The organism is Halomonas sp. BM-2019, assembly GCF_017584085.1.
Map to the genome: position 1 here is coordinate 137,350 of NZ_CP071922.1, position 26,248 is coordinate 163,597.

30 protein-coding genes are annotated in these 26,248 nt (G+C 68.1%); 4 read left to right on the forward strand and 26 right to left on the reverse strand.

Annotation, left to right across the window (positions count from 1 at the left end):
- Both J5F18_RS00730 and J5F18_RS00735 read left to right on the forward strand, forming a co-directional pair.
- On the forward strand, positions 1-1,233 hold a 1,233-nt coding region (locus J5F18_RS00730), incomplete at its 5' end, for a multidrug effflux MFS transporter (protein WP_346300462.1).
- A 4-nt stretch (positions 1,234-1,237) separates the two neighbouring features.
- Entirely contained in the window at positions 1,238-1,393 is a 156-nt protein-coding gene (locus J5F18_RS00735; RefSeq protein WP_346300463.1) for a hypothetical protein, read from the forward strand.
- Positions 1,394-1,433: 40 nt separating this feature from the next.
- On the opposite strand, the gene J5F18_RS00740 is transcribed toward J5F18_RS00735, so the two are convergent.
- Together J5F18_RS00740 and J5F18_RS00745 are read right to left on the reverse strand one after the other, a co-directional pair.
- Positions 1,434-1,844 (reverse strand): type II toxin-antitoxin system VapC family toxin, encoded by a 411-nt coding sequence (locus tag J5F18_RS00740; protein WP_346300464.1) that lies wholly within the window; start codon positions 1,842-1,844, stop codon positions 1,434-1,436.
- Complete coding sequence (locus J5F18_RS00745) at positions 1,844-2,014, reverse strand: hypothetical protein (protein WP_346302144.1); 171 nt, start codon at positions 2,012-2,014, stop codon at positions 1,844-1,846. Before J5F18_RS00745 ends, J5F18_RS00740 begins: the two co-directional genes overlap by 1 nt.
- Between J5F18_RS00745 and J5F18_RS00750 the strand changes: the two genes are divergently transcribed.
- Positions 1,943-2,125 (forward strand): hypothetical protein, encoded by a 183-nt coding sequence (locus tag J5F18_RS00750; protein ID WP_346300465.1) that lies wholly within the window; start codon positions 1,943-1,945, stop codon positions 2,123-2,125. The genes J5F18_RS00745 and J5F18_RS00750 overlap by 72 nt on opposite strands.
- A gap of 192 nt (positions 2,126-2,317) precedes the next feature.
- On the opposite strand, the gene J5F18_RS00755 is transcribed toward J5F18_RS00750, so the two are convergent.
- From J5F18_RS00755 to J5F18_RS00870, 24 genes are all read right to left on the reverse strand, one after another.
- Positions 2,318-3,532: a DcaP family trimeric outer membrane transporter gene (locus J5F18_RS00755; RefSeq protein ID WP_346300466.1), complete on the reverse strand. Its 1,215-nt coding sequence runs from the start codon at positions 3,530-3,532 to the stop codon at positions 2,318-2,320.
- A gap of 148 nt (positions 3,533-3,680) precedes the next feature.
- On the reverse strand, positions 3,681-5,312 hold the full coding sequence (locus J5F18_RS00760; protein ID WP_346300467.1) for a thiamine pyrophosphate-binding protein: 1,632 nt from the start codon (positions 5,310-5,312) through the stop codon (positions 3,681-3,683).
- Positions 5,313-5,346: 34 nt separating this feature from the next.
- The gene (locus tag J5F18_RS00765; RefSeq protein WP_346300468.1) at positions 5,347-6,813 is read right to left on the reverse strand and encodes an aldehyde dehydrogenase; all 1,467 of its coding nucleotides are present in this window, start codon (positions 6,811-6,813) and stop codon (positions 5,347-5,349) included.
- Positions 6,814-6,830: 17 nt separating this feature from the next.
- A complete protein-coding gene (locus J5F18_RS00770) occupies positions 6,831-7,628 on the reverse strand; it encodes an aspartate dehydrogenase (RefSeq protein ID WP_346300469.1) in 798 nt (265 codons plus the stop codon).
- An 18-nt stretch (positions 7,629-7,646) separates the two neighbouring features.
- Positions 7,647-8,441, reverse strand: a complete 795-nt coding sequence (locus J5F18_RS00775) for an SDR family oxidoreductase (RefSeq protein WP_346300470.1) — start codon at positions 8,439-8,441, stop codon at positions 7,647-7,649.
- Positions 8,442-8,449: 8 nt separating this feature from the next.
- Positions 8,450-9,289: an alpha/beta hydrolase gene (locus tag J5F18_RS00780; RefSeq protein WP_346300471.1), complete on the reverse strand. Its 840-nt coding sequence runs from the start codon at positions 9,287-9,289 to the stop codon at positions 8,450-8,452.
- 11 nt (positions 9,290-9,300) lie between these two features.
- Entirely contained in the window at positions 9,301-9,822 is a 522-nt protein-coding gene (locus J5F18_RS00785; protein WP_346300472.1) for a cupin domain-containing protein, read from the reverse strand.
- A 229-nt stretch (positions 9,823-10,051) separates the two neighbouring features.
- Positions 10,052-10,969, reverse strand: coding sequence for a VOC family protein (locus J5F18_RS00790; protein WP_346300473.1), 918 nt, complete (start codon positions 10,967-10,969; stop codon positions 10,052-10,054).
- Positions 10,970-11,050: 81 nt separating this feature from the next.
- The gene (locus tag J5F18_RS00795) at positions 11,051-11,863 is read right to left on the reverse strand and encodes an IclR family transcriptional regulator (protein ID WP_346300474.1); all 813 of its coding nucleotides are present in this window, start codon (positions 11,861-11,863) and stop codon (positions 11,051-11,053) included.
- 284 nt (positions 11,864-12,147) lie between these two features.
- Positions 12,148-13,290: a sulfatase-like hydrolase/transferase gene (locus J5F18_RS00800; protein WP_346300475.1), complete on the reverse strand. Its 1,143-nt coding sequence runs from the start codon at positions 13,288-13,290 to the stop codon at positions 12,148-12,150.
- Between the two features lie 9 nt (positions 13,291-13,299).
- Complete coding sequence (locus J5F18_RS00805) at positions 13,300-13,719, reverse strand: sulfatase-like hydrolase/transferase (RefSeq protein WP_346300476.1); 420 nt, start codon at positions 13,717-13,719, stop codon at positions 13,300-13,302.
- Between the two features lie 27 nt (positions 13,720-13,746).
- On the reverse strand, positions 13,747-15,063 hold the full coding sequence (locus tag J5F18_RS00810; RefSeq protein ID WP_346300477.1) for a TRAP transporter large permease subunit: 1,317 nt from the start codon (positions 15,061-15,063) through the stop codon (positions 13,747-13,749).
- 40 nt (positions 15,064-15,103) lie between these two features.
- A complete protein-coding gene (locus J5F18_RS00815; protein WP_346300478.1) occupies positions 15,104-15,616 on the reverse strand; it encodes a TRAP transporter small permease subunit in 513 nt (170 codons plus the stop codon).
- A gap of 136 nt (positions 15,617-15,752) precedes the next feature.
- Positions 15,753-16,733: a TRAP transporter substrate-binding protein DctP gene (dctP, locus tag J5F18_RS00820; RefSeq protein ID WP_346300479.1), complete on the reverse strand. Its 981-nt coding sequence runs from the start codon at positions 16,731-16,733 to the stop codon at positions 15,753-15,755.
- A gap of 59 nt (positions 16,734-16,792) precedes the next feature.
- Positions 16,793-17,926 carry an FAD-dependent monooxygenase gene (locus J5F18_RS00825; RefSeq protein ID WP_346300480.1) on the reverse strand — a complete coding sequence of 378 codons (1,134 nt, stop codon included), beginning with the start codon at positions 17,924-17,926 and terminating at the stop codon, positions 16,793-16,795.
- Between the two features lie 326 nt (positions 17,927-18,252).
- Positions 18,253-18,483 carry a DUF2798 domain-containing protein gene (locus J5F18_RS00830; RefSeq protein ID WP_346300481.1) on the reverse strand — a complete coding sequence of 77 codons (231 nt, stop codon included), beginning with the start codon at positions 18,481-18,483 and terminating at the stop codon, positions 18,253-18,255.
- 95 nt (positions 18,484-18,578) lie between these two features.
- Positions 18,579-19,784 carry an FAD-dependent oxidoreductase gene (locus J5F18_RS00835; RefSeq protein ID WP_346300482.1) on the reverse strand — a complete coding sequence of 402 codons (1,206 nt, stop codon included), beginning with the start codon at positions 19,782-19,784 and terminating at the stop codon, positions 18,579-18,581.
- Between the two features lie 12 nt (positions 19,785-19,796).
- Positions 19,797-20,552: an SDR family oxidoreductase gene (locus J5F18_RS00840; RefSeq protein WP_346300483.1), complete on the reverse strand. Its 756-nt coding sequence runs from the start codon at positions 20,550-20,552 to the stop codon at positions 19,797-19,799.
- A 1-nt stretch (position 20,553) separates the two neighbouring features.
- Positions 20,554-21,585, reverse strand: coding sequence for an aromatic ring-hydroxylating dioxygenase subunit alpha (locus J5F18_RS00845; protein ID WP_346300484.1), 1,032 nt, complete (start codon positions 21,583-21,585; stop codon positions 20,554-20,556).
- A 43-nt stretch (positions 21,586-21,628) separates the two neighbouring features.
- Positions 21,629-21,934 carry a recombinase-like helix-turn-helix domain-containing protein gene (locus tag J5F18_RS00850; protein ID WP_346300485.1) on the reverse strand — a complete coding sequence of 102 codons (306 nt, stop codon included), beginning with the start codon at positions 21,932-21,934 and terminating at the stop codon, positions 21,629-21,631.
- A gap of 3 nt (positions 21,935-21,937) precedes the next feature.
- On the reverse strand, positions 21,938-22,255 hold the full coding sequence (gene nirD / locus J5F18_RS00855; protein ID WP_346300486.1) for a nitrite reductase small subunit NirD: 318 nt from the start codon (positions 22,253-22,255) through the stop codon (positions 21,938-21,940).
- Positions 22,256-22,471: 216 nt separating this feature from the next.
- Positions 22,472-23,260 carry a GntR family transcriptional regulator gene (locus J5F18_RS00860; protein ID WP_346300487.1) on the reverse strand — a complete coding sequence of 263 codons (789 nt, stop codon included), beginning with the start codon at positions 23,258-23,260 and terminating at the stop codon, positions 22,472-22,474.
- Positions 23,261-23,328: 68 nt separating this feature from the next.
- A complete protein-coding gene (locus J5F18_RS00865) occupies positions 23,329-23,556 on the reverse strand; it encodes a hypothetical protein (RefSeq protein WP_346300488.1) in 228 nt (75 codons plus the stop codon).
- Complete coding sequence (locus tag J5F18_RS00870; RefSeq protein ID WP_346300489.1) at positions 23,553-25,250, reverse strand: FAD-dependent monooxygenase; 1,698 nt, start codon at positions 25,248-25,250, stop codon at positions 23,553-23,555. The genes J5F18_RS00865 and J5F18_RS00870 overlap by 4 nt, the downstream gene beginning before the upstream one ends.
- A gap of 120 nt (positions 25,251-25,370) precedes the next feature.
- Here J5F18_RS00870 and J5F18_RS00875 point away from each other — a divergent pair, with 120 nt between their 5' ends.
- On the forward strand, positions 25,371-26,171 hold the full coding sequence (locus tag J5F18_RS00875) for a helix-turn-helix transcriptional regulator (RefSeq protein ID WP_346300490.1): 801 nt from the start codon (positions 25,371-25,373) through the stop codon (positions 26,169-26,171).
- Positions 26,172-26,248 lie beyond the last annotated feature (77 nt).

Genomic DNA, 26,248 nt, shown 5'->3' on the forward strand with positions numbered 1-26,248 from the left:
GCCGGGTTGCTGAGATTGACCTCCCCCGCCACCGTGGCGGTCCTGGCGGCCTTGACCGCCCTGGGCCCGCTGGCCACCGACATGTACCTGCCCGCCATGCCGGCCATGGCCGAGGCGCTGGGCACGGGCCCCGACCGGGTGCAGCTGACGCTGAGCTTCTACATGGCTGGCTTCGCCCTGGCCCAGCTGTTCTGCGGCCCGCTCTCCGACCGCTTCGGGCGCCGCCCGGTGATGCTGGGGGGCTTCGTCCTCTTCCTGCTGGCCAGCATGCTGTGCGCCTTCGCCCCCAGCGTCGAGTGGCTGCTGGCCGGGCGCTTCCTGCAGGCCCTGGGTGGCGCCGCCGGCCCGGTGCTGGCCCGTGCCGCGGTCCGGGACATCCATGGCCCGCTGGAGGCCGCCCGGGTGCTCTCCTACATGGCCAGCACCATGGCCCTGGCCCCCGCCCTGGCGCCGGTGGTGGGCGCCGGCCTGCTGCTGGTCTTCGGCTGGGAGTCGATCTTCCTGCTGCTGGCCGCCTATGCGGTGGTGATGCTGGCGATCCTGACCTGGCTGATGCCGGAGCCGCTGGCCCCCGAGCGGCGTCAGTCCATCGCCCCGCGCGCCATCCTGGCCAGCTATCGCCTGCTGCTCGGTCAGCGCGCCTTCGTCGGCTATACCCTGACCAACGCCGCCGCCTTCGCCGGGATGTTCGCCTTCCTCTCCGGCTCCTCCTTCGTGCTGATCGAGTTCATGGGGGTCTCACCCGGCCTCTACGGGGCGCTCTTCGCGCTGATCGTCGGTGGCTTCTTCATCGGCAGCCTGATCAGCGGCCGCTACAGCCGGCGCCTGGGACGCGACCGCCTGCTGCGGCGCGCCACCCTGCTGTGCGCCGCCGGCGGCGTCATCATGGCGGCCCTGTCGCTGCTCGGCGTCTTCTCCCCCTGGGCGGTGATCCTGCCCCATATGCTCTACATGGTGGGCTTCGGTATCGTCATGCCCCAGAGCATGGCCGGCGCCCTGGCGCCCAACCCGGAGCGCGCCGGTGCCGCCTCCTCGCTGTTCGGCTTCCTGCAGATGACCCTGGCCGCCCTGGCCGGCGCCCTGGTCGGCCAATTCCACGACGGCACCTCCCACACCATGGCCGTCGCCATCGGCCTCGGCGGCGTGCTGGCGCTGCTGGCCTATCGCGGCCTGCTCGTCTCCGCCGAACGCACGGCGGCGCTGGCCACCGAGACGCCGGAACGGCAAGGGTGAGCCCATGAGTGCCTCGCCACGGGTGATTCCGCTGCTGGCCCTGGCCGGCGTCTGGCTGCTGGCGCTGGGCCTGGTGTTCGCCCGGCGGCTGCGCCGTTCGCACCTATTACAACATCGAGCTGACGGTGAAGGCCGGCGCCGACGTGGCCAGGCCTTCTGAACCCCCAGTACCGGGGGGGCGCCCCTCATCAATGAGCCCGCTATCCGTTGCCGGATGGCGGGCTCGTTATAGTGACATCGGGACAGAACAGCCTGCGCTGTGCCCTTGGGCGGAGCGGGGTCACGCCCACGGATTCAGCAAGGAAGGGTACCCCCGTGGCCCCGAAATCGGCCACATTGCGCGTCACGACCGACATTCCATGAATGAGTGCCGTCGCGGCGATGAGTGCGTCACGTTCTGCATGAGGATCGGGGACATGCAACCGGGCGCCCTGTGCCGGGTCGCGGCGCTCGACCCGCAGGACACCGATTTCCAACTCCAAGAGCGTTACCGCTGAAATGTAGAATTTCGCCGCGTCTTCCTGGGCGAGCCATGCTGTGACCTTGGCCTCCGCCTTGCCGTCTCCGGCCTTGCGCAGCTCGGAAAGGACGTTGGTATCGAGCAGGAACATCAGGAGAAGTCCGCTGGCCGGCTGCGAATGTCAACGCGCGGCGCATCGAACTCGATATCGGAGAGTCCTGGCATCGAGAGCGCCTCGACGAGACTCCGATGCTTGCCGGTCAGTCGCTGGTACTCCTCGATGCTCAACAGGACATGGGCGGGCTTGCCGCGATCGGTGATGAATACCGGACCGTACCTGGCCGCCTTCTTGGCTCGGCCAATGTCCTGATTGAGCTCGCGGCTGATAAGGTCGTGATGGTCATGGGAACTTCCTGTGAACGCTCAATGTAGTTACATGACTACCTGGTGCGTGGAGCCACAATAAACAAATCAGGCCCTCACCTGGTCGAGATCTGGGATCCGATGGGCCATGACAGTGTTGCGCACAAGCCGATGACGGGGCCATCGGCACGCAGGGTAAGCGTCGAGGAAGGCACCGGGGCGCGAGGCCTGGACGAGTGATGCCCGCACCCCGGTGGTTCATCAGAAGTGGAACTGCACGCTGGCCTGGATGCGGTGGGCGTCGTCCGACTCGCCGTTGACCCGCTTGATATCGGAGTGCTGGTACTCGATACCGGTGGAGAGGCGCTGGTTGACGTCCCAGATCAGGTTGACATAGGAGTACTGCACCCGATCCAGCCCGGCCTGAAAGCCGGCAATGTCGTCGGGCAGGTCCTGGCTGAAGCGCGCGGTGCCGATGGCGCTGGACCAGTCGGCGTTCCAGCGGTGATCCAGGGAGATGCCGTAGGCCTGGGAGTCGACGCTCTTCAGGGCGCCGTCGGCGTCGACATAGGCGTCCGGGGTGCGCGCGCCGGCCACGGCGTCCGGCACATAGCTCAGGTAGCTGCCCAGGCCGCTGCCAACGGTGGCGTTGGCCTTGAAGGTGGTGGCATCCCCCAGGGGCACGGCCAACTGGGCGGCCACGCCATAGCCGGTGGTGCTCTCGTCGACACCGCTGGTGGCCTCGTTGGTGGAAAGTTCCTTCACCAGGGCGGAGATGCCGAAGTTCTGGCTGAACTGGTAGCGGGTGGTCAGGGTCGGCAGGCGATTCTCGGTATCGACCCCGGCGCTGCCGATAGGCGAGAGCGCAAAGGAGGGCTCCTCCAGGGAGACCGCGAAGGTATTGGGGCCGCTGCGGTGGGTGTAGCGCAGCTGTGTCGGACGACCGGTGGCATAGCCGATGGGGCCGCCCAGTTTGAGGATCCGCGGCGAGCCGAGGAAGTGCATGAAGTTGGTCCAGCTCTGCCCGGCCAGGAAGGGCCCGAACTCGCCGTAGGCGTGGCGCAGGTTGAACTTGCCGTCGGGCAGGAAGTGCCCCTCCAGGAAGGTGCTGACGGTGCCATAGTCGGTACGGGTCTGGGTGCGGAAGTTGATCCGCGACTCGTAGGCGGTGAAGTTGGTGCGCCCATCAGTCTGGTTGCTCGGGTTGAGCAGCGCCAGCGGATCAGTGCTATCGCCCTGGTCGAAATCGAAGTCGTAGAAGGCGTCCAGCTTGATATAACCACCGAAGGCCACGTCGGTATTGGTGCCGGGGATGTTGAAGGTGGAGCGGTGGTTCCAGGGCGGCCCCACGCGGCTCGGCTCGCCGGTGACGACGGGTTGACCAGCCTCGACCACATCGAAGGCCTGGGAAATGGAGGCAGCAGTCAGCCCCACCGGCAGCATCGCGGCCAGTGCAAATACCTTGTTGTATTTCATTGGAAGTTCCTCTTGAACTCGAAGGTCAGGACATTGGTTGTTATCGGTTCCACTGCGCGGTTGTCGTGGTGTTCACCTCCTGGGTGTCGATCTCGGGCCAAGGCTCCCCCTACCCCCGGCACGAACCGGGGGGGGGCTCAGGTATGGTTCAGTAGAGCGTCTTCTGGGGCGGGCCGGAGAACTTGAGTTCGCCGACGCTGGGCATGTCCACCTCTACCAGGGCCGGGCCGGGATGCCCCACCGCCTCAGCCAGCACCGCGGCGAACTCATCGCCGTGGCTGACCTTCCAGCGCCGGATGCCCATGGCATCGGCCAGCTGCTGGAAATCGGGGGTGTGCAGCTCGTTGTAGTACTGACGCCCCTCGAAGTACTTCTCCTGGATGCCTCGCATCACCCCGTAGCCGCCGTCGTTCATGACGATCAGGGTCATGTCGAGCTGCTCCTGGGCCATGGTCGCCAGCTCGCCGATACCCAGCGCCAGGCCACCGTCGCCGACCAGGGTGACCACCTTGCGCTCGGGCTGGGCCACGGCGCAGCCGATGCCGTGGGCGAGCCCCAGGCCGATGGCCCCGGCCAGGGAGTGGATATTGGTGAGCGGCCGCTCGATGGGCAGCAGTCGGCTGCCCCAGGTGCTGCCGGAGACGGTGATATCGCGCACGAAGATGCCATCCTCGGGCAGGGCGGCGCGCACCGCGTCGCTGAGCTTGGCGTACTCGCCCACCTGGGTGCGCAGGGCCCGCTCGGCCTCGCTCACCGCCGCGGCCACGGCAGCGTCATAGGCGGCATCCGGCGTGCGGCCCGCCAGGCGGTCGGCCAGGCGGCCCAGCACCTCGGCGCAGTCACCGCACAGGAAGGCGTCGGCCCGGTAGTTGCGGTGGGCGGCGGCGGGGTCGATATCGATCTGCACCAGGGGGCGCGGCAGTTCGACGGAGTAGGTCTTGGTCTCGTTGCTGCGCAGCCGGGAACCGGCCACGATCATCAGGTCGCTCTCGGCGAACAGCGCCTCCACCGAGGCGGCGTTGTGGAAGGCGCGCAGGCTGCGCGGGTGGCCGTCGGACAGCACGCCCCGGGCATGGGTGCTGGAGACCACCGGGATACCGGCATCCGCCAGGCGCTTGACCGCCTCCCCCGCCTCCAGGGTGCCGCCGCCGATCCACAGCAGCGGACGCTTGGCCGCGGCCAGGCGCTCGGCCAGGGCGTCGATCTCGGCATCGCTGACCGGGGCCGGGGCGGCCGGGGCCACCGGGGCCGACTCCACCCACTCCACCGGGGCGGCCTGGATATCGATGGGGATCTCCAGGCTCACCGGGCCCCGGGGCAGGGTCATCGCCTCGCGGATGGCGCGGTGCAGCAAAGGCACCGCCTGCTCCGGGGTGCAGACCCGAAAGGCCGCCTTGGAGCTGGCCTTGAGGAAGGTGAGCTGATCCTTGGTCTCGTGGATGAAGCCGGCGTCCCGATCCAGGTAGGCCTTCTCCACCTGGCCGGTGATGTGCAGCAGCGGCGTGCCGGCGTTGAGGGCCTCGAGCAGGGCGCCGATGGCGTTGCCGGCGCCGGCCCCGGTGCTGGTCAGGGCCACGCCCAGGCTGCCCACCCGGGTATGGGCGTCGGCCATGGTCACCGAGCCGGCCTCGCCGCGGGCCGGCACGAAACGGACCTTGTCGCGGCGGCCGATGGCATCGGCGATCGGCAGGTTGTGGATGGAGATGACGCCATAGACGGCGGAGACCGCATAGGCTTCGAGGGTACGGGCGATCGCTTCGCCGACGGTGATGGTGCTCATGGTGAATTCCTTTGTTGTGATGGCCGGCGCGGCGTCAGTTGGCCCAGCCCATGGGGGCGCTACCCAGCCCCAGGTAGAGGCTCTTCTGCTGCATGTAGGCCTGGATGCCCTGGCGTCCCTTCTCGCGCCCCAGACCGCTCTCCTTGAAGCCGCCGAAGGGGGTGGAGATGGCGAACTTCTTGTAGGTGTTGATCCACACGGTGCCCGCCTCGAGACGGGCGGCCAGGCGCAGGGCGCGACGGTAGTCGGCGCTCCAGATGCCGGCGGCCAGGCCGAAGACGTTGTCGTTGGCCAGCCCCACCAGCTCGTCCTCGTCGTCGTAGGGCAGCGCCACCAGCACCGGGCCGAAGATCTCCTCCTGGCACACCGCGCTGTCGTGGGGCAGCCCTTCGATGAGGGTCGGCAGGTAGTAGCTACCCTGGTCCAGCTCGGGGGCCTCCGGGGCCTGACCGCCGCACAGCACCCGACCGCCCTCGGCGCGGGCCTGGTCGACGTAGGCGGCCACGCTGTCGCGATGGGCCTGACTGATCAGCGGCCCCAGGTGGGTGCCCGGGGTCTCGGGATGACCCACGCGCAGGCCACGGGTGATCTCGAGCAGGCGGGTCATCACCTCGTCGTAGCGACTGCGCGGGATGAAGAGCCGCGAGCCGGCGATGCAGGCCTGGCCGGCGGAGCTGAAGATGCCGTAGGCGATGCCCTGGGCGGCCTCCTCCAGGTCGGCGTCCTCGCAGACGATGGTGGGCGACTTGCCCCCCAGCTCCAGCGAGGTGCCGATCAGCTTGTCGGCGGCGATATGGGCCAGGTGACGGCCGGTGCTGGTGCCGCCGGTGAAGGAGATCTTGCGCACCTTGGGGTGGCGCACGATGGCCTCGCCGATCACCCGGCCTCGCCCCGGCAGGACGCTGAGCAGCCCCTTGGGCAGGCCCGCCTCCTCGAACAGCTCGGCCAGCTTGAGGGCCAGCAAGGGGGTCGCCTCGGCGGGCTTGACCACCACGGCATTGCCGGCGGCCAGCGCCGGGGCGATCTTCTGCATCTCGCTGGCGATGGGCGAATTCCAGGGGGTGATGGCGGCGATCACGCCGAGCGGCTCATAGGTGCTCAGGGTCATCAGGTCGGCGCTGCGCGGGGTGGGCAGCTCCCCCTCCAGGGTCTCGCAGGCAGCCGCGAAATAGCGGGCGGTGCCGGCGGCGCTGGCCACCAGGGCGCGGGTCTCGGCCAGGGGCTTGCCGTTGTCGCGGGTCTGCAGGGCCGCCAGCTCCTCGAGACGCGACTCGATCAGCTGGCTCACCCGGTAGAGGATGGCAGCCCGCTGGTGGGGCACCAGGTCGCGCCACTCGGGACGACGCCAGGCGGCATCGGCGGCCTCGATGGCCTCCTCCACGTCCTCGAGGCTGGCCGCGTTGAGCCGGGCGGTGACGGAGCCATCGGCAGGAAAGGTCGAGGCCATGGGGTCGCCGCGGCCCGGGCGCCATTCACCGGCGATAAAGATCGGTTGCGTCATCGTCATGCTCCTTTCGCTCACACCGTCACCGGATCCAGCACCTGGCGACAGGCGCGGACCACCGACAGGGCGGCGAGCATCGAGGTCTTGGGATTGCTCTCCAGGGGCCGGCCGTTGAGTTCGATACGGAACTCGCCGAAGCGCCCCTGGACATGAATGCGGTGGGTGTTGCGGCTGGCCGCCGGGTCGGCGGTGAGGCGCACGGTGGTGGCCTGCATGCCGATGCCGGCCAGGGCGATGGTGGCCGCCACGTTGGCGTTGGCCGGGAAGAGCCGCGCCGCCTCGCCGGCGGTGCCCTCATAGAAGACCGTCGCCTCGCTGAGGGCGTCGAGATCCACCAGTTGCTCGGCGTGGCTACCCTTCCAGCTCTTGGGCGCCTTGCAGGCCTCGTAGGTCACGCTGTCGAGACCCCCTTCCCGGGCGGCGGACAGGCCATCCATGCCGGCCACGGCGCCGGAGAGCACCAGCATGCGCCCGTCGCCACGCTCCGCGGCCTGGCGCAGGCGACCGTAGAGCCCCTCATCGGCCAGGGCGCCGGTGGCCACGATGGCCAGGGTCAGGCCGCGGGTGAGCACCGCCTCGCCGTGCTCGGCGAGGCCCGGCTGGCCGGCGCACTCCACCACCAGGTCGGGACGCCCCTCGCACTGGTCGATTGCGGTCAGCACCTCGACCCCGGCACCCAGCCGCTCCCGGGTGGCGGCCACCAGGGACTCGGGTACCACCACCCAGGCCAGGTCCAGGCCCGCCGGCAGCAACCGGTGCACTTCCTGGGCCATGGCTCCGTAGCCGATGATCATCAAGCGTTTTGTCGTCATGGGGATGTGGTCCTCGGCTCAAAGGTGGTGGTTGAAGCCACCGGAGACGTCCAGGGCGGCGCCGGTGGTGAAGGAGGCCAGGGGCGAGGCCAGGAAGACCAGGGCGCGGGCCGGCTCCTCGGGGCGCCCCAGGCGCTTCATGGGAATGCCGCGCTTGGCGGCGATGCCGGCGATCCACGCCTCCCAGTTCTGCGACCGGTCGTCGCGGGCCTCGAAGCGGCGTCGCCACTGGCCCGACTCCACCATGCCCAGCAGGATGGAGTTGACCCGGATGCCCTCGTCGACCAGCTCATGGGCCAGGGAGTGGGTCATGTTGAGCAATGCCGCCCGGGCCGCCGAGGTGGCGATCATATGGGGCTCCGGCTGCAGCGCCAGCAGGGAGTTGACGCAGGTGAGCGAGCCGATCTCGGAGGCGGCCAGTTGGCCACGGAAGGCGTTCAGCGGGTTGATCACCCCGAACAGCTTGAGGTTGGCCTCGGCGAGCCAGGCCTCCCGAGGGGTGTCGTCGTAGTGGGCCACGTAGCCCTGACCGGCGTTGGCGATCAGCATGTCGGCGCCGCCGAAGCGCTCGGCCACCGCGGCGGCGAAGTCGACACAGGAGGCCTCCTCGAGCACGTCGCAGGTCTGGGTCAGCAGCTCGGCCTCGGGAAACGCCTCGCGCAGCTCGGCCTCGGCGGCGGCCAGTCGCTCGGCATTGCGGCCGCAGAAGGCCACCCGGGCTCCCTGGGCCAGCAGCAGGCGCACGGCCTCCAGGCCGATGCCGGAGGAGCCGCCGGTGACCACGGCGACGCGTCGTTCGATCAGAAAGCTCATGGGGTCTCCTAGGGTGTCTTCGAGGCGTCGGCCGCACGGAGCAGCGGGCGGGTGAAGTCGTCCAGGGCCGCGGCGAAGGCCGCCGGGGCATCGATATAGCTGGCGTGACCGGCCCGCGGGATATCGCGATAGGGCACCCCCAGGCGGCTGGCCAGGGCCCGGGCATCCTCGGGCGGGGTGATGCGATCCTCGTCGCCGCAGATCACCAGGGTCGGCACCGTCGGCGTCGCCGGCAGATAGCGCACCAGCAGGTCATTGGCGAGCATCCCGTTCGCCTGGATGAAGCCCGGCAGGTTCAACTTGTGCATCTCCGCCTCCACCCGGGCGATATCCGCCGGGTCGGCGCCCTCGCGCAGCAACCGTGGCGCCCGCTCCCGGGCGAAGGCCACATGGCCCTGTGCCTCGAGCTGGGTCCAGCGGCTGCGGTAGACCGCATCACGCTTGGCGGCGTCGGCATCGCCGTAGCCCTGAGCCGGGTCGGCCAGCACCACCCCGGCCAGCCGCCCCGAATGGGCGGCCAGATAGGCGGCGGCCATCATGGCGCCCAGGGAGTGGCCCACCATCACGCAGCGCTCGACACCGAGTCCGGCGAGCCAGGCCTCCAGGCGCGCGGCATAGTCGGCGGCCGTGGGTGCCTCCATCGCCAGGGGCTGGCTGTCGCCATAGCCCGGGGCGTCCCAGGCCAGCAGTCGGTAGCCGGGCAGCCGCTCAGCGAGCTTGGCCCATGAACCGGCACTGGAGCTGATGCCGTGCAGCAGCACCAGGGTCGGGGCCTGGTCCGGCGCCCCAGGATTCCCTTCCCGGTAGCACTGCACGCCGCCGTCCAGCTTCAGGTTTCTGGCATCCACGGCCGGCCTCCTCAGCTGCGCTTGACCTTGGAAAGAGGATGATCCTCCGGATAGGTGGGGATCTGCGGCCGCGGCGTGCCCAGCATCACGCACATCAGCGCCTCCTCCTCGCCGTGATTAAACAGCCCCCGATAGATGCGCGGCGGGATGGAGATGACGTCGCGCTCCTCGAGCACCGTCTCCATGTAGTCGTCGCCATCCTTGATGAAGAGGGTGATGGTGCCCCTGAGCACGAAGAACACCTCCTCCACGTCGTCATGTACGTGCAGCGGGCCCTCGCACTTGGACGGCAGCACCATGGTGGAGAAGGTGAAGTTCTCGGCGGGGATGGTGTTGGCATCGGCCTTGACCCCGGTGGCGCCGGTGCCGATATAGCGCATCTGGGCACGGCGATACTTGGGATCGTAGTCGGCCTGGAACTTCAGGGCGCCCCAGTCGTACTTGCGTCCCTTGAAGCGGGCGATGCGGGTCTGCATCCACTCTTCGAAGCTCTTGTCTTCGGGTTTCTTCCAGGTTTCCAGGAACTCTGACATTGTGGTTTCCTCTCGTTGGCTCACTGCGGTATTTCAGTACCGGGCGGTTTTTCTGGCAGCGACGCTGCGACGCGAGACAAAGGGGCCCCCAGGACACCCATGTCGGGCATCTCGGCCATTACCATCGTTCGTCATGTCGAAATGATCGGGCTTGTCTTGCGTCGGGCTCTCTGCCTCGGGTTCGTCAGGGTTATCGCTTTATTGTCATTGTCTCGACTGATCGTCGTCTTCAGGCTTCCGTCTTCTTCTGGCGCCGGGTCTCGGCATCGATGCCGCCTTCCACCGCCCATTCGGTGAAGGACTCCAGCGAGTGCTGCATCTCCCTCGGCACCCAGGCCTCGGTGAGGTAGTCCTCGTTGGTGTAGTACTCAAAGGCGCCGCCCAGGGGGCTGTTGACGTACCAGAAGTAGGCGGAGGAGATCGGGTGGCGCCCCGGGCCCAGGAAGGTGCTCCACTGCTTGCGGTTCATCGCCAGGCCGCCGCCGATCACCTCGTGGATATCGCGCACGGTGAAGGCCACGTGGTTGAGGCCAGCGCCGCGGTGGGGCAGCTTGAGCAGGAAGAGGTTGTGGTGGCCACCCCGGGCCTGCATGCGCAGGAAGACCGCCCGATCGGTATAGCGGTCGGAGACGGCGAAGCCCAGCGTCTCGCGGTAGAAGGCCTCGGTGGCCTCCAGGTCGTCGACGAAGAAGACCGCATGGCCGATGCCCGCGGGGGTGGCCCGCTCATAGACCGGGCTCGGCTGGTCGACGCGACGCATGTCGCCGTACTGGTTGATCGGCGTGACGTCGAGCTCGACCTCGCGCAGGGTGCTGACCCGAATGGCCACCGTCATGCCGTTGGGGTCGCGGCACTCGATGAGATCGCCGCGATCCACGAAGCCCGGCTGGTCGGCTAGGCGCGCCTTCAGCTCGGCCAGGGCGGTCGCGTCGTCGACCCCCCAGGTCATGCGGCGCAGGGTCGAGCCAGGCTCGAAGGCCGGCGGCAGGGCCGGATCATCCACCGGCGCCAGGCTCAGGCGTGCGCCGTTGAGGGTCTCAAAGGTGGTCTCGTCCACCGGGGAGAGGCCGAAGTCGGCCAGGAACCGCTTGCCGACCTCCAGGTCCTCGACGCCGAACTCCAGGGCTTCGATACTAACGATGCTCATGCTCTTGTACTCCTGCGTCGCTCGACGCGCTTGTCGTTGCTCGACCCACGAGGGGCCTTCAGAATCGCCGGCCGGGCCGGCTCAGCGTTCAGATCGCGCTTCCGACCGCTCCGCCATGCCGCGGTAGCCGAGCAGTCCGGAAATGGTGGCCGCCGCCTCCTCGACATTCGGGCGCAGCCGCTCCCGCTCCTCGGCGGGGATCTCGTGTACCGGCACCATGATGCTCACCACCGCCTCGATCTCGCCGTCGGCGTTGCGGATCGGGTAGACGATGGAGGAGATGCCGAGCTGGAAGAAGGACTCCGCCACCACATAGCCGCGCTGGCGATCCTCCTGGACCAGTGTCCAGAGCGCCTCTCGGCTGGCCGGGGCGCCAGGCTGGCTGTCGGGGAGTTCTTCGTCGGGATAGAGCGCCTCGAACTCCTCGCGGCTCATCCCGGTGAGCAGCATGCGCCCCAGGGAGGTGCGGTGCACCGGCAGCCGGGTGCCGACGCTGACCCGGCGGATGGTGGCGTTGGCGGCGCTGACCCGGGCCACGTAGATGACGTCCTGGCCATCGCGAATGGCGATATGGCTGGAGCAGCCGGTGGCGTCGCGCAGCGACTCGATCACCGGCTGACCCACCTGCACCACGTCCAGGGAGGCCACGTACTCGAAGCCGAGGCGCAGGACATTGACCCCCAGGGAGTAGAGCCCCGTGGTGGGGTGCCGGCGCAGGAAGCCCATGTACTCCAGGGTCTGGATCGCCCGGTAGGCGGTGGCCTTGGGAATGTCCACTCGCTTGGCGATCTCGGCGAAGCTCATCTCGCGATGGTTGCGACTCAGCTCCATCAAAATGGTCAGGCCGCGCTCCAGGCCGGGGATCAGGTATTTGCGCGCGTCTTTTTCACTCATGGTAGGCGTCCTCTCCGATAGGGGTCGTTCCAGGCTCCAGCATACCCCTGCCCTTGACCATCGGCATGCCGTCGCGGGCGCCGGGGGGTGACCCTGGAGAGAGTCGATCTCGCGTTGTTTTAAATATGAAAACTGATTTCTTATTTGATACAACCAAGATAGGCGCTCATCGGGTCCTTGTCAAGGCCGGATCGCACAAAAAATAATATCAGCAAGGCTTTGTTTTTAAACGAACAAATGCCTATCGGCGACAACGGGAGGTGTTGGTGGACGGACGACTGGCTTCAGGCTCGGGCGGTGGCGACCAGGCTGCGGTCGCGCAGGGCCACCAGGCGCTGACTGAGCCGCTGCTGCAGCTCGAGTCGAATCTCGCGGCAGACCGGGTCATCCCAGCGGTTGTCGAGTTCATGGGGATCGACGTCGAGATCGTAGAGCTCACCGCCCTCGAGCCCCTCGAAGAGGCTCAGCCGCCAGCGCTCGGTGACCAGGCTGAGGATGCTCGAGCGGGCCTCGCTGTCGCGGAACACCTGGATGCCGGGGTCCTCCACCAGCACATCCGCCGCCGGGCCCTCGCCGAACAGATCCTGGCCCTGCATGCCGATCGGCACCTTGAGCCCGGCGCGCTGCAGCAGGGTCGGCGCCAGATCGATGGCGCTACCCAGCCGTGACGACACCCGCCCCCCTTTCGGCGCCCTGGGGTCGTACCAGATCAGCGGCACCCGCACTACGCTCTGGAAGTGCAGGCCCATCTTGAGCACGCAGCCGTGATCGCCCATGTAGTCGCCATGATCGGAGGTGAAGGCCACCACGGTCTCCTCGGCCAGGCCCTGGGCCTCCAGGGCGGCCAGCACCTCGCCCACGGCGTCGTCCACCATGCTGATGCTGCCGTAGTTCAGGGCGATGATCTCCCGCGCCTGGCGCTCGCCCACCGCGAAGGGCCAGTGGCTCTCGGGATCCTCGGCCCCCCAGCGGTAGGCCTCCAATGCTTGGGGAGGGAGGCCGCGGATCGCCTCCACCGGATGGTGGAAGGAGGCCGGCAGCTCGACCTCGTCGGGATCGTAACGTGACCAGTAGCGCCCCGGTGGGGTGAAGGGGTGATGGGGATCGGGAAAGGAGACCACCAGCACGAAAGGGGTCTCGGCGTCCTGGGCCGCCAGGAAGTCGCAGGCCTGCTCCTTGACGTAGCTGGTCGGATAGAGCGCCTCGGGCAGCGCGGTGCGCCAGCACTGGGGAGCACTGAACCCGGGCGCCGCCAGGGCGTTGGCCGGGCCCCGAAGGGAGTCGGGATCGGGATGGCGCTCGCGCAGCCAGGCGGTGTAGTGGCCCTCCACCAGGTCGCCGTGACCGATGCACAGCCGGGCATGCTCGAAGCCGTAGTAGGAAGCGGGCAGATCGAGATCTGGCCACTCGGCCCAGCGCCGGCGCACCTCCCAGCCCTAGTCCGGCCCCGCGCGCTGGGCCCGCCGGGCCAGCGCCACCCCCGCCGGGGGCGGTTCGCCCTGACCGGCGAAAACCCGCGGCGGCGCCGGGATATCGGTGACATTCTGGAAGTGGGCCTTGCCGATGTAGCCGGTGCGGTAGCCGCTCTCGCGCAGCACCTCGGCGAAGGTGAGGCTGTCGAGCCCCAGGGGGATGCCGTTCTGGCGCACCCCGTTGACCGAGGGCATCTGGCCGGTGACCAGCGCTGCCCGGTTGGGCTGACAGATCGGCGTGGCCACGTGGAAGCGCGTGAAGCGCACGCCGCGGGCGGCCAGGCCGTCGAGATAGGGCGTCTTCACCGTGGGGTTGCCATAGCAGCCGAGGTGATCGGCGCGCTGCTGATCGGTGATGAAGAGCACGAAGTTGGGGCGTCGCATGAGCTTGTCTCCTCCGACCGGCATCGCTCAGCCGAACATCCAGCCGACGGGCGCGGTGACGATCTGCGGGAAGACGAAGATGATGCCGATGGCCAGGAAGTCACAGATCAGGAAGGGAATCGCCGCCCTGTAGATGCTGCCCATGGTGGTGCCCTGGGGAGCCACTGCCTTCATCACGAACAGTGCCGCGCCCAGGGGGGGCGAGGTGGAGCCGGTCTCGATGGCCAGCAGGAAGAGCACCGCGAACCAGATGGTGTCGAAGCCCATCTGATCCACCACCGGCACGAAGATCGGCAGGGTGATCAGCATGATCGGCAGCGGCCCCATGAACATCCCCAGCAGCACCACGGTGAGCACCATGGCCAGCACGATCATGTGGTCGCTGACCGGCAGGTTCATCACCGTATCCATCAGCCCGAAGGTGGTGCCGGTGAAGGCCAGCAGCTGGCTGAAGGCCACCGCCCCGGCGACGATCAGCAGCACCATCACCGAGATGTTGGCGCTCTCGAACATGGAGCGGCTGAAGTTCTCCACCGTCAGGCGGCGCTTGACCAGGGCCAGCAGAATGGTGGCCACTGCCCCGGAAGCCGCCGCCTCGGTGGGCGTGGCGAGCCCCAGGAAGATCACCCCCACCACGGCGAAGACGATGAAGCCGATGGGCAGGATATTGCGAATGCCCGCTTCCACCTTGACCTTGAGCGGGGTAGCCGGCACGTCGAAGGAGGGAGCCAGGTCCGGCTGCAGGGTACAGCGGCCCCAGATATAGAGCGCATAGAGCACCGCCATCAGCAGGCCCGGGGCGATGATGGCGATCAAAAGCCGGCCGATGGAGATCTCCGCCACCACACCGAGCACCACCGCCAGGGCGCTGGGGGGAATCATGATGGCCAGCCCCGCGGAACCGATGATGGGCCCCAGCGACATGGGCTTCTTGTAGCCCCGCTTCTCCATCTCCGGGGTTAGGCTGGAGCCCAGCAGGGCGATGGCGCCCATGCTGTTGCCGGTGAGGGTGGAGAAGAGCACGCCGCCCCCCACCGCCATGAAGGCGAGCCGCCCCTTGAGCTTGCCGAACCACTTGTCGAGGGTGTCCATCAGGTCATTGGCGATGCCCGAACGGAACATCACCTCGCCCATGATCATGAACATGGCGATGGGCACCAGGGTGAAGCTGGTCAAGGCGTCGGTGGTGTTGATCACCAGCTGTTCGATGCCGGAGCTGCCACCGAGAAAGATGTAGGCGCCGACCAGATTGACCACCAGGAACGCGAAGGCCACCGGCAGCCCCAGCATCATCAGGGTCAGCAGGCCACCGAGAATAAGCGATAGCGTAAGCCACCATTCCATACCATACCTCCATTGGAACCCGTCGAGCGGGCCGAGTCGATCAGCGCTTCAGGCAGGCCTCGGCCTGGGCCAGGAACTGAATGGCGACAAGGAACAGGCCGAGCGGAAAGACCCAGGTGAGCAGATAGCTGCGAGGCGCCAGGACGGTGGTCTCGCGGATCCCGAACTGGTACTGATCGAGGGTCACCTGGAGGCCATACCAGGCCGCATAGAGAGAGGCCCCGGCACCGATCAGCGCCATCACGAAGGCCAGCGGCATCCGAAGGCGCGGCGGCAGATGCTCGGTCACGACATCGATGGCCACATGACGGTTCTTTTCCAGCAGGTAGGGCGCACCGAGGAAGGTCATGTAGAGCAGCGCATAGCCGCTGACCTCGACCACCCACAGCAACGAACGGCCGAAGAAGAGCCGGGAGAGAATCTCGCAGAAGACGGCCAGGGTGGCGACCACCAGCACGGCCGCGCTGATTCCCGCGAGCAGCAGATTCAATCGGCTGACGCCTTGCATCACCACCGACAGGAAAGTCTCGCCGTGGGAGTGTGCTTGTCGCATATCGAACCACCTGAAATCGATGAAGTACGCCGAAAGGGCGTGTCTCGGGAGTTTGGCCGATGCATGGCATATCGCCCGAGAGGGGCGACTCGATGCGCCCCGAGTACCGGGGCGCATCGCCATGGCATGGCACGTGTCAGTCGACCAGCATGGCCCGCAGTTCGGCGGTCAGCTCGTCGTTACCGATCTGCCCTGCCATGTACTCCCAGGCGGCATCGATGGCGGTCTGCAGGTAGCGCTCGGCCTCTTCGTTATCGAGGGCGATCTCCTCGAAGCCGGCGGCCTCCACCTCGGCATTGCCGGCGGCGATCACCTCGTCCCAGCTGCGATCGAGCTCGGGCCCCAGGGTGTAGCGCACATAGTCGGTCAGCTCCTCGCGCAGCTCCTCGGAGAGGCGCCCCAGGGCACGGTCGCTGACCAGGACACTGAAGCCGGCACGATAGAAGGAGGGGGTGAGATAGTAGTTGACCACGTCCTCATACTGCTCGGCCCAGCCCAGGTTGCCCTGCATGAAGCCATCGATGGCACCACGCTCCATGGCGGTGTAGATCTCGCCGATGGGCAGCACCAGGCCGTTGGCGCCCAGCGCCTCGATGAACGGCAGGCCGGTGGGGAAGACCCGGATACGCTTGCCCTTGAGATCGTCCAGGCCGTCGATACGATCCTTGAAGAAGAGGAAGAATTGAACGTCGGAGGCGGGAATCTCGCCCAGATAGTTGAGGCCCCGGTCGGCGTGGATCTCGGTCATGCGGTCGTAGTAGCCGCTCTCGAGGATCTCTTCGTAGTTCTTGAACGACAGGTTGGAGGTGGTGGATGAGGGTACCAGTCCCGAGTAGTAGCTGGGGCTGAGCAGCGCCATGTCGAGGGAGTTGTTGCGCACCGCATCGGCCAGACGGAAGGGCGGCATCACCTCGGGACCGCCCCGCCAGTTGAGGTGGAGGCGCCCCTCGAACTCCTCGTTGACCGCCGCGACGAACTTCTCGAAGCCGGCGGAAACCGCCGCGGTCTTGGGGGTGAAGCTCACCAGGTTGAGGGTGACCGCGTCGGCGGCGGCGGTGAAGGAGAGACCGGCCAGCGACAGACCGGCGGCGAGTTTCGTCAGGGTTGAAGTCTTCATGGTGACTCTAGCGCTCTTGTGATTGTGTGGTTGTGGATATGGCTGTGGTCGAGAACCGGTCAGTCGTCCAGGGTCACACCCCAGGCATCGTAGCCGTAGACCCAGTCGGCATTGCCTTCACCCTTCAACCATTCATTGGCGAGGGAGCCGCGCTGAACCTTGGCGGTGCGCGCCTTGCGGGCGTTCTCGTAGCGCTGCAACGCCGCCGGTACCCCGTCGAGGGTCGCCTCGGCCAGGCAGCGGGAGAGCACCACGGCGTCCTCGATGGCCATGCAGGCCCCCTGGGCCATGAAGGGCACCATGGGGTGGGCGGCATCGCCGAGGATGGTGACATGCCCCTTGGACCACTGCTCCATGGGTTCGCGCACATAGAGGGCCGACTTGGTGACGCTGTCGCAGGCCGCCAGCAGGGCGCGCACGTCGGGGTGGAAGTCCTGATAGACCTCGCGCAGCTCCTCGACGTCACCGGGCAGGGTCCAGGACTCCTCGCGCCAGCCCTCCTGGGGCGTGGTGGCGAAGATGAACACCTCCTCGCCGCGGGTCAGCGGGAAGACCACCACCTGGACGTCCGGGCTCGGCCCCCACCACTTGGTGAAGGCATCCAGGTTCTCCACCTCCGGCACCGCCGAGCGCGGCACCACCGCCCGGTAGGAGACCAGGCCGGTGAACTCGGGGCTGTCGTCGCCGAACAGCGAGCGGCGTACCGCGGAGTGAATGCCGTCGGCGCCGATCACCACATCCAGGGTCGCACTGTCACCGTTCTCGAAGTGCACCACCGGTGACTGGCCCTCGACCTCGACCCGGGCCGCCTTGTGGCCCAGGCGGATCACCGATTCCGGCAGCCTCGCCTCCAGAGCCTTGAGCAGGTCACCGCGGTGGATGGTCAGCTGGGGGGCGCCGTACTTCTCCTCGGCGGCGTCGCTCATGGGCAGCCGGGAGGTGATCTCGCCGCTGTCCCAGGTACGACTCAGACGGTCGGTGGGCCGCGCCGCCGTTTCGCGCAGGACCTCGCCGACCCCGAGCCGGTCCAGGGCCCGCACCGCATTGGGGGTGAGGTTCACGTCGGCGCCGATGCGCAGGAACTGCCGGGCCTGTTCGAAGACGGTGACCTCGTGGCCCGCCTCACCCAGGGCGATGGCCGCACAGAGACCACCCACGCCACCACCACAGATGCCAATCTTTAGTTTTGTCATACCCCACCTGTCTCTTGGGCTCATGGAGAAAGCGGCGGGTCTCCCGGGATCCAGCAGGGCGCTGGGAGAAGGAGTGCCACTCTCGGTTCGATGTTCGCGGTTCGATGATCGCCGAGGCGAAATATCAAATATGAAACAGAGTTTATTATTTGATAGTGAGACTGTAGGCCGCCGCTCGGGCTTTGTCAAACCCTTCAACGCAAGATCGACGCCGCCCCACTTGGGCCGGTGAGACAAGGGGAGACGACCGGGCTCCACCGGGCCGACAGCAATGCAGAGGGAAAGGCAGAAGGACAGGAAGCGGCCGCCAGGCCGGCAAGTCGCCGTCAGGAACGGCGGATCAGCCTGTCGGCCAGGCGCAGCACCAGCGGGCGCCCGACGGTGATCAGGGAGAAGGCGATTGGCCAGGAGATCAGGAAGGCCTTGATCCAGCGGCCGAGGAAGCCGGCCTCGAGGCCGGTGTTCACCAGGGTGATGGCCAGGGTCATCAGGCCGGCCATGTAGGTGGTCATCAATACCGAGACCACCAGGGGGGCGTAGCGGGGCGGAAACAGCATGGGGAACTCCGAACGGGCGGCAGGCCCCGTCACGTCAGTGACGGGGCCCTCTCAGCAAGACCACGAGAGGCGATGCCCAGGCACCGCCCCTCGCCTCAGCGCAGCGTCATCAGGTTGTAGTTCGGATCGCCCAGGTCCCGGGGATCCAGCATGCGTTCGGCGGCCAGCCAGCGCTTGCCCAGCTTGATCGCCCGGGGCTGGTCGAAGGCCACCATCTGCACCAGGCGATTGTCGCCGTCCAGGTAGAAGAACACGGGGCCCTGGGGCTCCCGGCGCACCACGCAATGGGTCTCGCCGCTCGGCACCCCGAGGATCTGGATATTCACGCCGTGCTGGTCGGACCACAGCCAGGCCGGCTCGTCGTAGTGCGCTTCCTTGCCGAGCATGGCGTCGGCCACCACCCGGGCCTGGTTCTGGGCATAGGCCCAGGACTGCAGGCAGAGCCCCAGGTGGGGATGCTGGGCGACGTCGCCGGCGGCGAAGATCTTCGGGTCGGAGGTGTGCCCGGCGGCATCGACGATGATGCCCTGCTCGGTGCGCAGCCCGGCGTCCCGGGCCAGCTCCAGGTTGATCTCGACGCCGACGCCGACCACCACCAGGTCGTAGGGCTCATGGGCGTGGCCGTCGGCGGTGACGGTCACCCGGCCATCCTCCCCCTCGCTCAGCCGGATCTCCTGGCGGTTCAGCTCCAGGCCCACGCCGTGACGCTCGTGGAGCTCACGGATCGCCTCGGCCACTTCGGGACCCACGCTGCGGCCGCAGAGTGCCGGGGCCCGCTCGAAGACGTCCACCTCGACGCCCAGCTTGCGGGCGCTGGAGGCCACCTCCAGGCCGATCCAGCCGCCGCCGATGATGCCGATCCGCTGGCTCTTCTCGAGCTGGGCCTTGAGCCGGGTGGCGTCGTCCCAGGTGCGCAGGGTCATGACGTTGGCGATGTCCGACCACTCGGCCACCGGCATGCGCGGTCGGCTGCCGGTGGCGATCAGCAGGCGGTCGTAGGCCAGGCGCTCGCCATCGTCGAGGACCACCTCGCTGGCCTCGCGATCGATCTCCACGGCCCGGCGGGGACGGCGCCACTCGATGTCGAGGGCTGCGAGACTCGCCTCGGGGAAGAGCCGCGGCAGCGGCTCGCTCTCGGTGACGACCCCCTTGGAGAGAGGGGGTCGTTCGTAGAAGTCGTGGGGCTCGTCCGCGACCACCGTCAGGCGGCCCTCGAAGCCCTCGCCGCGCAACGCCTTGCAGGCGTAGCCGCCGGCCTGGCCGCCGCCGATCACCACGATACGCTGGATATCGCTTGTCATGTTCGCCGCTCCTCAGTTGAAGACGAAGCCACCGTTGATCGGTATCACCTGACCGGTGACGAACTTCGCCCAGTCCGACAGCAGGTAGAGGATGGTGCCGTCCACGTCGTCGGGCTGCTGTTCGCGTTTCAGGGCACGGCCCTGGGCGTAGAAGTCGTAGCGCTCCTGGGGGACGTACTCGGTGGCCTCGCAGCGGGTCAGACCCGGGGCCACGGCGTTGACGCAGATCTCGCGCTCGCCGAGCTCGCTGGCCATGGCCCGGGTCATGGCGATCACCGCGCCCTTGCTGGCGACATAGGCCATCAGCTTGGGGGCGCCCCACAGGGCGGTGTCCGAGGCCAGGTTGACCACCCGGCCGCCGCCGCTGGCCTCCAGCAGCGGTACGGCGGCCCGGGTCATCAGCCACAGGCCCCGCACGTTGACCGTCATCACCCGGTCCCAGAGGGCCATGTCGTAGTCCATCATGGTCTCGCCGCCGACGCCGGTGGCGATGGCGGCGTTGTTGACCAGCCCGTCCAGGGGGCCGCCCTCGGCGACCCTGGCCAGGCCCGCCTCGATGGAGGCGGGGTCGGCCTGGTCGATGACCAGGGCTTCTACCTCGGCGCCGCGTTGCCGCAGCGCCTGGGCGGTGGCCTGCAGTTCCTCGGCGAGGATGTCGCTGAGCACCAGACGCGCCCCCTCGGCGGCGGCCGCCCCGGCGACGCTACGGCCCAGGCCGCGGGCTGCACCGGTCACCAGGATGCGCTTGCCGGAAAGCATCTGGGCCATCTCAGGCCGCCTCCTGGCGCTTGGCCAGCTGCGCCTTGGCCATCTTCAGCATCACCCGGCGCAGCCGCGAGAGACCCACGTCGTGCTGGTAGAGGTTCTCGTGGTGGCGGGCATCCGGAGCCAGGTTCTCGAGGATGATGCGATCCTGCTCCAACACGTCCCAGTGCAGCCCCTCCAGCTTGGTGCGGTAGAAGAAGCGCCACACCTGGCGCTGCCAGCCGTCGACCTTGCGCACCCGCCAGAAGAAGACGCGGCAGTTGTCCTGGTCCTCGGGCACCACCATGCCGACGATCCAGAAGGGGCCACCGGGGCCGAAGCGCTGCTGGTAGGGAATCGACAGGCGCAGCCAGAGGACACCGCTGGCGCCGTACTCCACCCAGTCGAAGTTGACCCCCGACTGGCCGGTCTTCTTGAAGATGAAGCCACTCTCGGTGGGCTCGAGCACCATCTCGGCCTGGCGGTCGCCCTCGGCCATGGAATGGGAGTCGGCATGCAGGTAGGTGCCGTGCATGGGGTCCATGACGTTGTCGACGGCGTACTGGTAGTTGCACTTCCAGGTGGCGGTGCACAGGAAGTGGCCGTAGGTCTCGCCGTCGGTCAGCTGCTCGGGCAGCACCAGCTCACAGGGTTCCTCGTCCAGGGTGGTGCCGAAGTAGACGAAGATGGCGCCGTGCGCTTCCTGGATAGGATAGCGACGCACGCAGGCCTGACCGACCAGCGGGCTGTTGCTGATGGCGGGCACGTCGCAGACCTCGCCGTCGCCGTTGACCTCGACCCCGTGATACCAGCAGGCCAGGCGGTCGCCCAGGTTCCAGCCCTTGGACAGACGGGCGCCACGGTGGGGACAACGGTCCTCGACGGCATGCAGGGTGCCGTCATGACCGCGCCACAGCGCCAGGTTCTCGCCCAGGCGGGTGATGCCCAGGGGGTTGCTGCCGACCTCCCAGCTGGCGGCGACGGGGTACCAGAGGGAACGCAGTCCGGTGTCCAGGTAGTCTTGAACGGCGGTGTCGACGGAGGATGCACTAGTCATGACTCGACCTCGTTGTGGATTGTACGAAGAGGTGGGCGGGGGCTTACTGCCCCAGGACCGCCATTTCCTGGAGGAGGCTTTCCTGGGTCCAGGGCTGACCGTTACGGTCGTGGCGGTCGCGGGCATTGAGGCCTTCGACCAGTGCACCCAGCTCGGTCACGCCCTCGGCGAAGACCTCCTCGAGAGCCTCCACCAGCTCCAGCTCGAAGGGGCCCGGCACGCTCGAACGGGTCTGCCAGACAGGGTTGGCGAAGCCACCGGGGACCTCGATATGCCCCTGGCCGGGCTCTCTGGAGGGGATGATGCGCTGCCAGGTCTTGAGTTGGGGGTTGTAGTCTTGCTGGGCCATGGTTCAGCTCTCCTCGCTCATCTGGAGTTGTACCTCGTCGTCGATGATCCGTACCGGATAGACATGGAGGTCGCGGTCGGCCGGCTCGCGCAGGCACTTGCCGGTCTTGATGTCGAAGGTAGCCTCGTGGAGCGGGCACTCCACCTGGCCATCCTCGACGAAGCCTTGGGACAGCAGAGCATAGGCGTGGGGACAGATGTCCTCGAGGGCGTAGTATTCGCCATCCAGCACGTAGACGCCGATCTCCTTGTCGCCCAGCTTGGCGGAGAAGGGGAAGTCTTCCTGCACCTGTGCGGTCTTGCAGACGGTGGTCCAAGTCATGGGGATACCTCTTTTCAGAGTCGCGGTGCGCCATATCAAATATGGAACGCATTTTATTATTTGGTCCTGCCATGAGGAGTATAGCCGACCCGCCAGGCCTGTCAAATACTATATAGTATTTATTTCGACGCGCCACAAGGGGCGCGCAGCGGGACGCCCCCGCCACCGACGAAGCGGCAGGGAGCCGCCTGTATTGCGGGAACCTGGCCGTGCCCTTCAGGCGTCCGGCTGTCTCAGGGGAGTGGTGAGGGTGAGGCGATAATCGTTTGGGGGGATGTACATCAGTTGCCAGGCCAGCACCCGGCCTTCGGCGTTGCGGTAGCGGGTCTCCAGGCGCAGCCCCAGGGGTGGCGTCTCGGCCAGTTCCGGGACGATGGCAAGCGCCACCGCCTTGGGCAGCCGAGCGTGGCCGATGCGATTCTCCGCCGTACTGGGCTCGTGGCCCTGGGCCAGCAGCAGCGGCAGCACGCTATCGTGCTCCAGGGTCTCGGCGGGCAGGGTCCCGATCTCGCCGGCCTCGTCGGCCCGCAGGTAGATCTCGGTGTAGCAGTCGAAGGCGCCGTCGATGCGATCCAGGCGCACCAGATGCAGGTAGCCGGCCGGGCACTCGCCGAGCACCTCGTCCCAGGCACCGCGGCGCCGCACCACCTCGCGCTTGAGCAGGCGGATCAGCAGCATCCTGACCCGGCCGCCGTCGGGGCGCAGGAAGGTGAAGGCGGGGGTGGTGATCTGGCGGCGTCCCTCGCTGCCGGCGACGAAGGTTCCCAGGCGCCGACGGCGGGTGAGCGCACCGCTCTCCACCAGGTCGCGCAGCGCCTTCTGCACCGTGCCGAGGCTGACAGGAAGGGCCGCGGCCAGCTCCTGCTCGGTGGGCAGGCGGGTGCCCTCGACCAGCTCACCCTCGTCGATCAGCTCGACCAGGGCATCGCGCAGGCAGAGGTACTTGGGGGTACGGGGGGAATCCTCGAGGTGTCGGCCGACACGCTCGGCGAGCTGGGACAGCACGGCAACGCCTTACCGGAGAGTGGAGCGCCAAGTCTAACCGCAATCGCCCATTGGCGCCCCTACACGGCTCAGGGCGGTGACTCATCCGGCGGGGAGCGACCGTCCTCGACCACAGCGGACCGCGCCTCCTCGATGGCGGCCATCACCCGCTCGAGATCGGGGATGCGGTGGGCCAGCGCCAGGGCCAGCGGGGCGAGGAAGGCCCGCTCCCGCTCCTCGGGCAGGGCGTCGAGGGTCTCGGCCAGGCGCTCGTAGACCCGCTCCAGGTCGGCGAAGGGCAGTGTCGCTTCGGTCATGATCTTTCTCCTTCCAGGGCCCAACCTTGTGCATGGTTCAGGGCATGGTCGAGGGCGGCAGGGTCGAAGGCCCGCCAGCGCGCCGCCACATGGCGGTCCGGACGCACCAGGTAGGCGCTGCCGGGCGCGGCGCCGTAGGCGGCGAAACAACCACCGTCGGCATCCACCAGGGCCCCCTCGGCCCCCGGCCGCCTGGCGATGGAGACCACGGCGAGCTCGTGGCCCCGGGCCCGCAGCGTGGCCAGCCGGTCCGCCAGTCCCGGGGCGAGCGTTCCGTCCTCGCCGAACCGCAGCAGCGTGAAGCCTGTCCCCAGGTGGTCGAGCAGGTAGTTGTCCTCGCCCAGGCGCCGGTTGACCAGCGGCGCCCCGGGGATCGGTCCGGCGGTGAAGCCGGGATCGTCGGCCAGGGTCAGCGGGCTCTCGGCATAGGTGTAGGGGGTGACCTGGCGCGGGTCGGCGAAGCCGCTGGCGTAGTCGTTGGCGAGCGCCAGGGAGAGGGCCGCATCGCGCATCAGCCGGTGGCCGCGGCTCGGCGGCGTCATGAAGCGGGTGCTCTTGCCGGCATTGGCGAAGACGTCCAGGGTCGCACCGCGCCGCTCCGGGCTATAGCTGTCGAGCAGCCGCTCGGGGGCCAGCCCCTCGAGCACCCAGGCCAACTTCCAGCCGGCGTTGGCGGCATCGGCCAGGCCGTTGTTGAGGCCACGCACCCCGAAGATGGGCACCAGATGGGCGCTGTCGCCGATAAACAGCACCCGGCCGTGCCGGTAGTCCTCCAGCGCCAGGGTGTAGGCCTTGTAGAGGCTCCACCACTCCAGCTCCCACTCCTCCCCCTCCTGCATCACCTCGCGCACGATCAGGCCGACCTTCTCGCGGATGCTGGCCTCTTCCACCGCCCGGTCCGGGTCCTCGTCGGGGCCGAGCTGGTAGTCGATGCGCCAGATGTCGTCGGGCTGCTTATGCACCAGGACGGTGGTATCGGGCAGCGCCTTCGAGTGGAAGAAGGCACGGCGCTCGGTGGGAAAGTCGGACTCGAGGCGCACGTCGGCGATCACATAGCGCCCTTCGTAGGCCTGGCCGTGCAACGCCAGCCCCAGGGCTTCGCGCACCCGGCTGCGCCCGCCGTCGGCGGCCAGCAGATAGTCGCACTCGAGCCGGTAATCCCCCTCGGGGGTGGCCACCTCCAGGGTCACGCCCTCCGCGCCCTGGCTCACCCCGGTCACGGCGCTTTGCCAGCGCAGTTCGATCCGCTCGCTCTCGGCGGCCTTGTCGATCAGGAACCGCTCGATGTACTGCTGCTGCAGGTTGACCATCGGGGCGTAGCGCTCCTGGTCGGAGTGGGGCATACGGAAGCGGAGGATCTCCCGGTCGCGATAGTAGGTGCGCCCCTGGGTCCAGCCCAGTCCCTTCGCCGTGAAGGGCCCATCGACCCCGAGCTGCTGGAGGATCTCGAGGCTGTGGCGGGAGATGCAGATCGCCCGGGAGCCGTCGTTGACGGTGGCCTTGTCGTCCAGCACCACCGAGGCGATGCCGTGGCGGGCCAGCTCCAGGGCGGCGGTCACCCCCACCGGGCCGGCACCGACGATGGCCACCCGGTGGCGCACCGCCTCGCCGTCCAGCTCGGGAGGACGCACGAAGGGGAAATGGGGATAATCGAAGTAGAGCGAGTCGTGCTCGCCCTTGCCGGCGGGTCGCATGGGGCACTCTCCTGTCGGGGCGTTGTGAGTCTGGCCCCAGCCTACCCCGTCGGCGCGCCCCTGGCTGTCCCGCAGAAACCGGGACAAGCGCCATGACGCCCGGACCGAGGAGCCCACCCCATGCCCGAGCTCCGCCCCGATACCGCCCTCGACTGGCCCGAGCTGATGCCGGCACTGGCCGCCTGCGTGGCGAGCCTGGGCGAGGCCGGCTTCGACGAGCACCTGCTCGCCCTGCTGCGCCGGGCGGTGGGCATCGAGCAGTGCATGATCTTCGCCTATGGCGGCGAGGACGCGGTGGACTGCCTGCTGGCCGCCAACGAGCGCCAGCCGCGGGTCGCCGACCGCCTGGCCGAGCTCTACGCCGGCGGCCTGTTCCGCCAGGACCCCAACTACCAGCGGCTGCGCCGCCTGGTGGACGCCGGAGGCGAACCCGGCGACGCCGAACTCGCCCCCATGCAGGCCGAGGCCATGCCGGAGGCCTATCGCAGCCACCTCTTCGCCTTCCCCGACCTGGTCGACAAGGTGGCGCTGGCCAGTCCCGGTGAGACCGGCGCCTTCTACCTCAACCTCTATCGCGGCACCGGGGCGGGCCCCTTCACCGGCGCCGACCTGGCCGGCCTCAACGCCCTGGCGCCGCTGCTGGCCAGCCTGATCCGCCGCCACTATCGTCATCACCTCGCCCAGGGCGGCGGCGTCTCGGCCGCCCAGCACCCCAGCGACGAGGAGGCCGCGGTGCTGGCCCCGCTCTCCGAACGCGAGCGCCAGCTCTGCCTCTTCCTGCTGCGCGGCCACACCCTCAAGACCGCCGCCGCCGAGCTCACTATCGCCCTCTCCACCGCCGAGACCTACCGCAAGCGCGCCTACGCCAAGCTGGGCGTGCCTTCCAAAGCCAGACTGGTGGCCCTCTGTCGGCGGCAATGAGCGAGCGCTTGCCCCCCACGCCAGCTCTCTTGCCAGTCCCTCCAAGGCGCGCATCGCCACCCTCTGCCAGCGTCGGG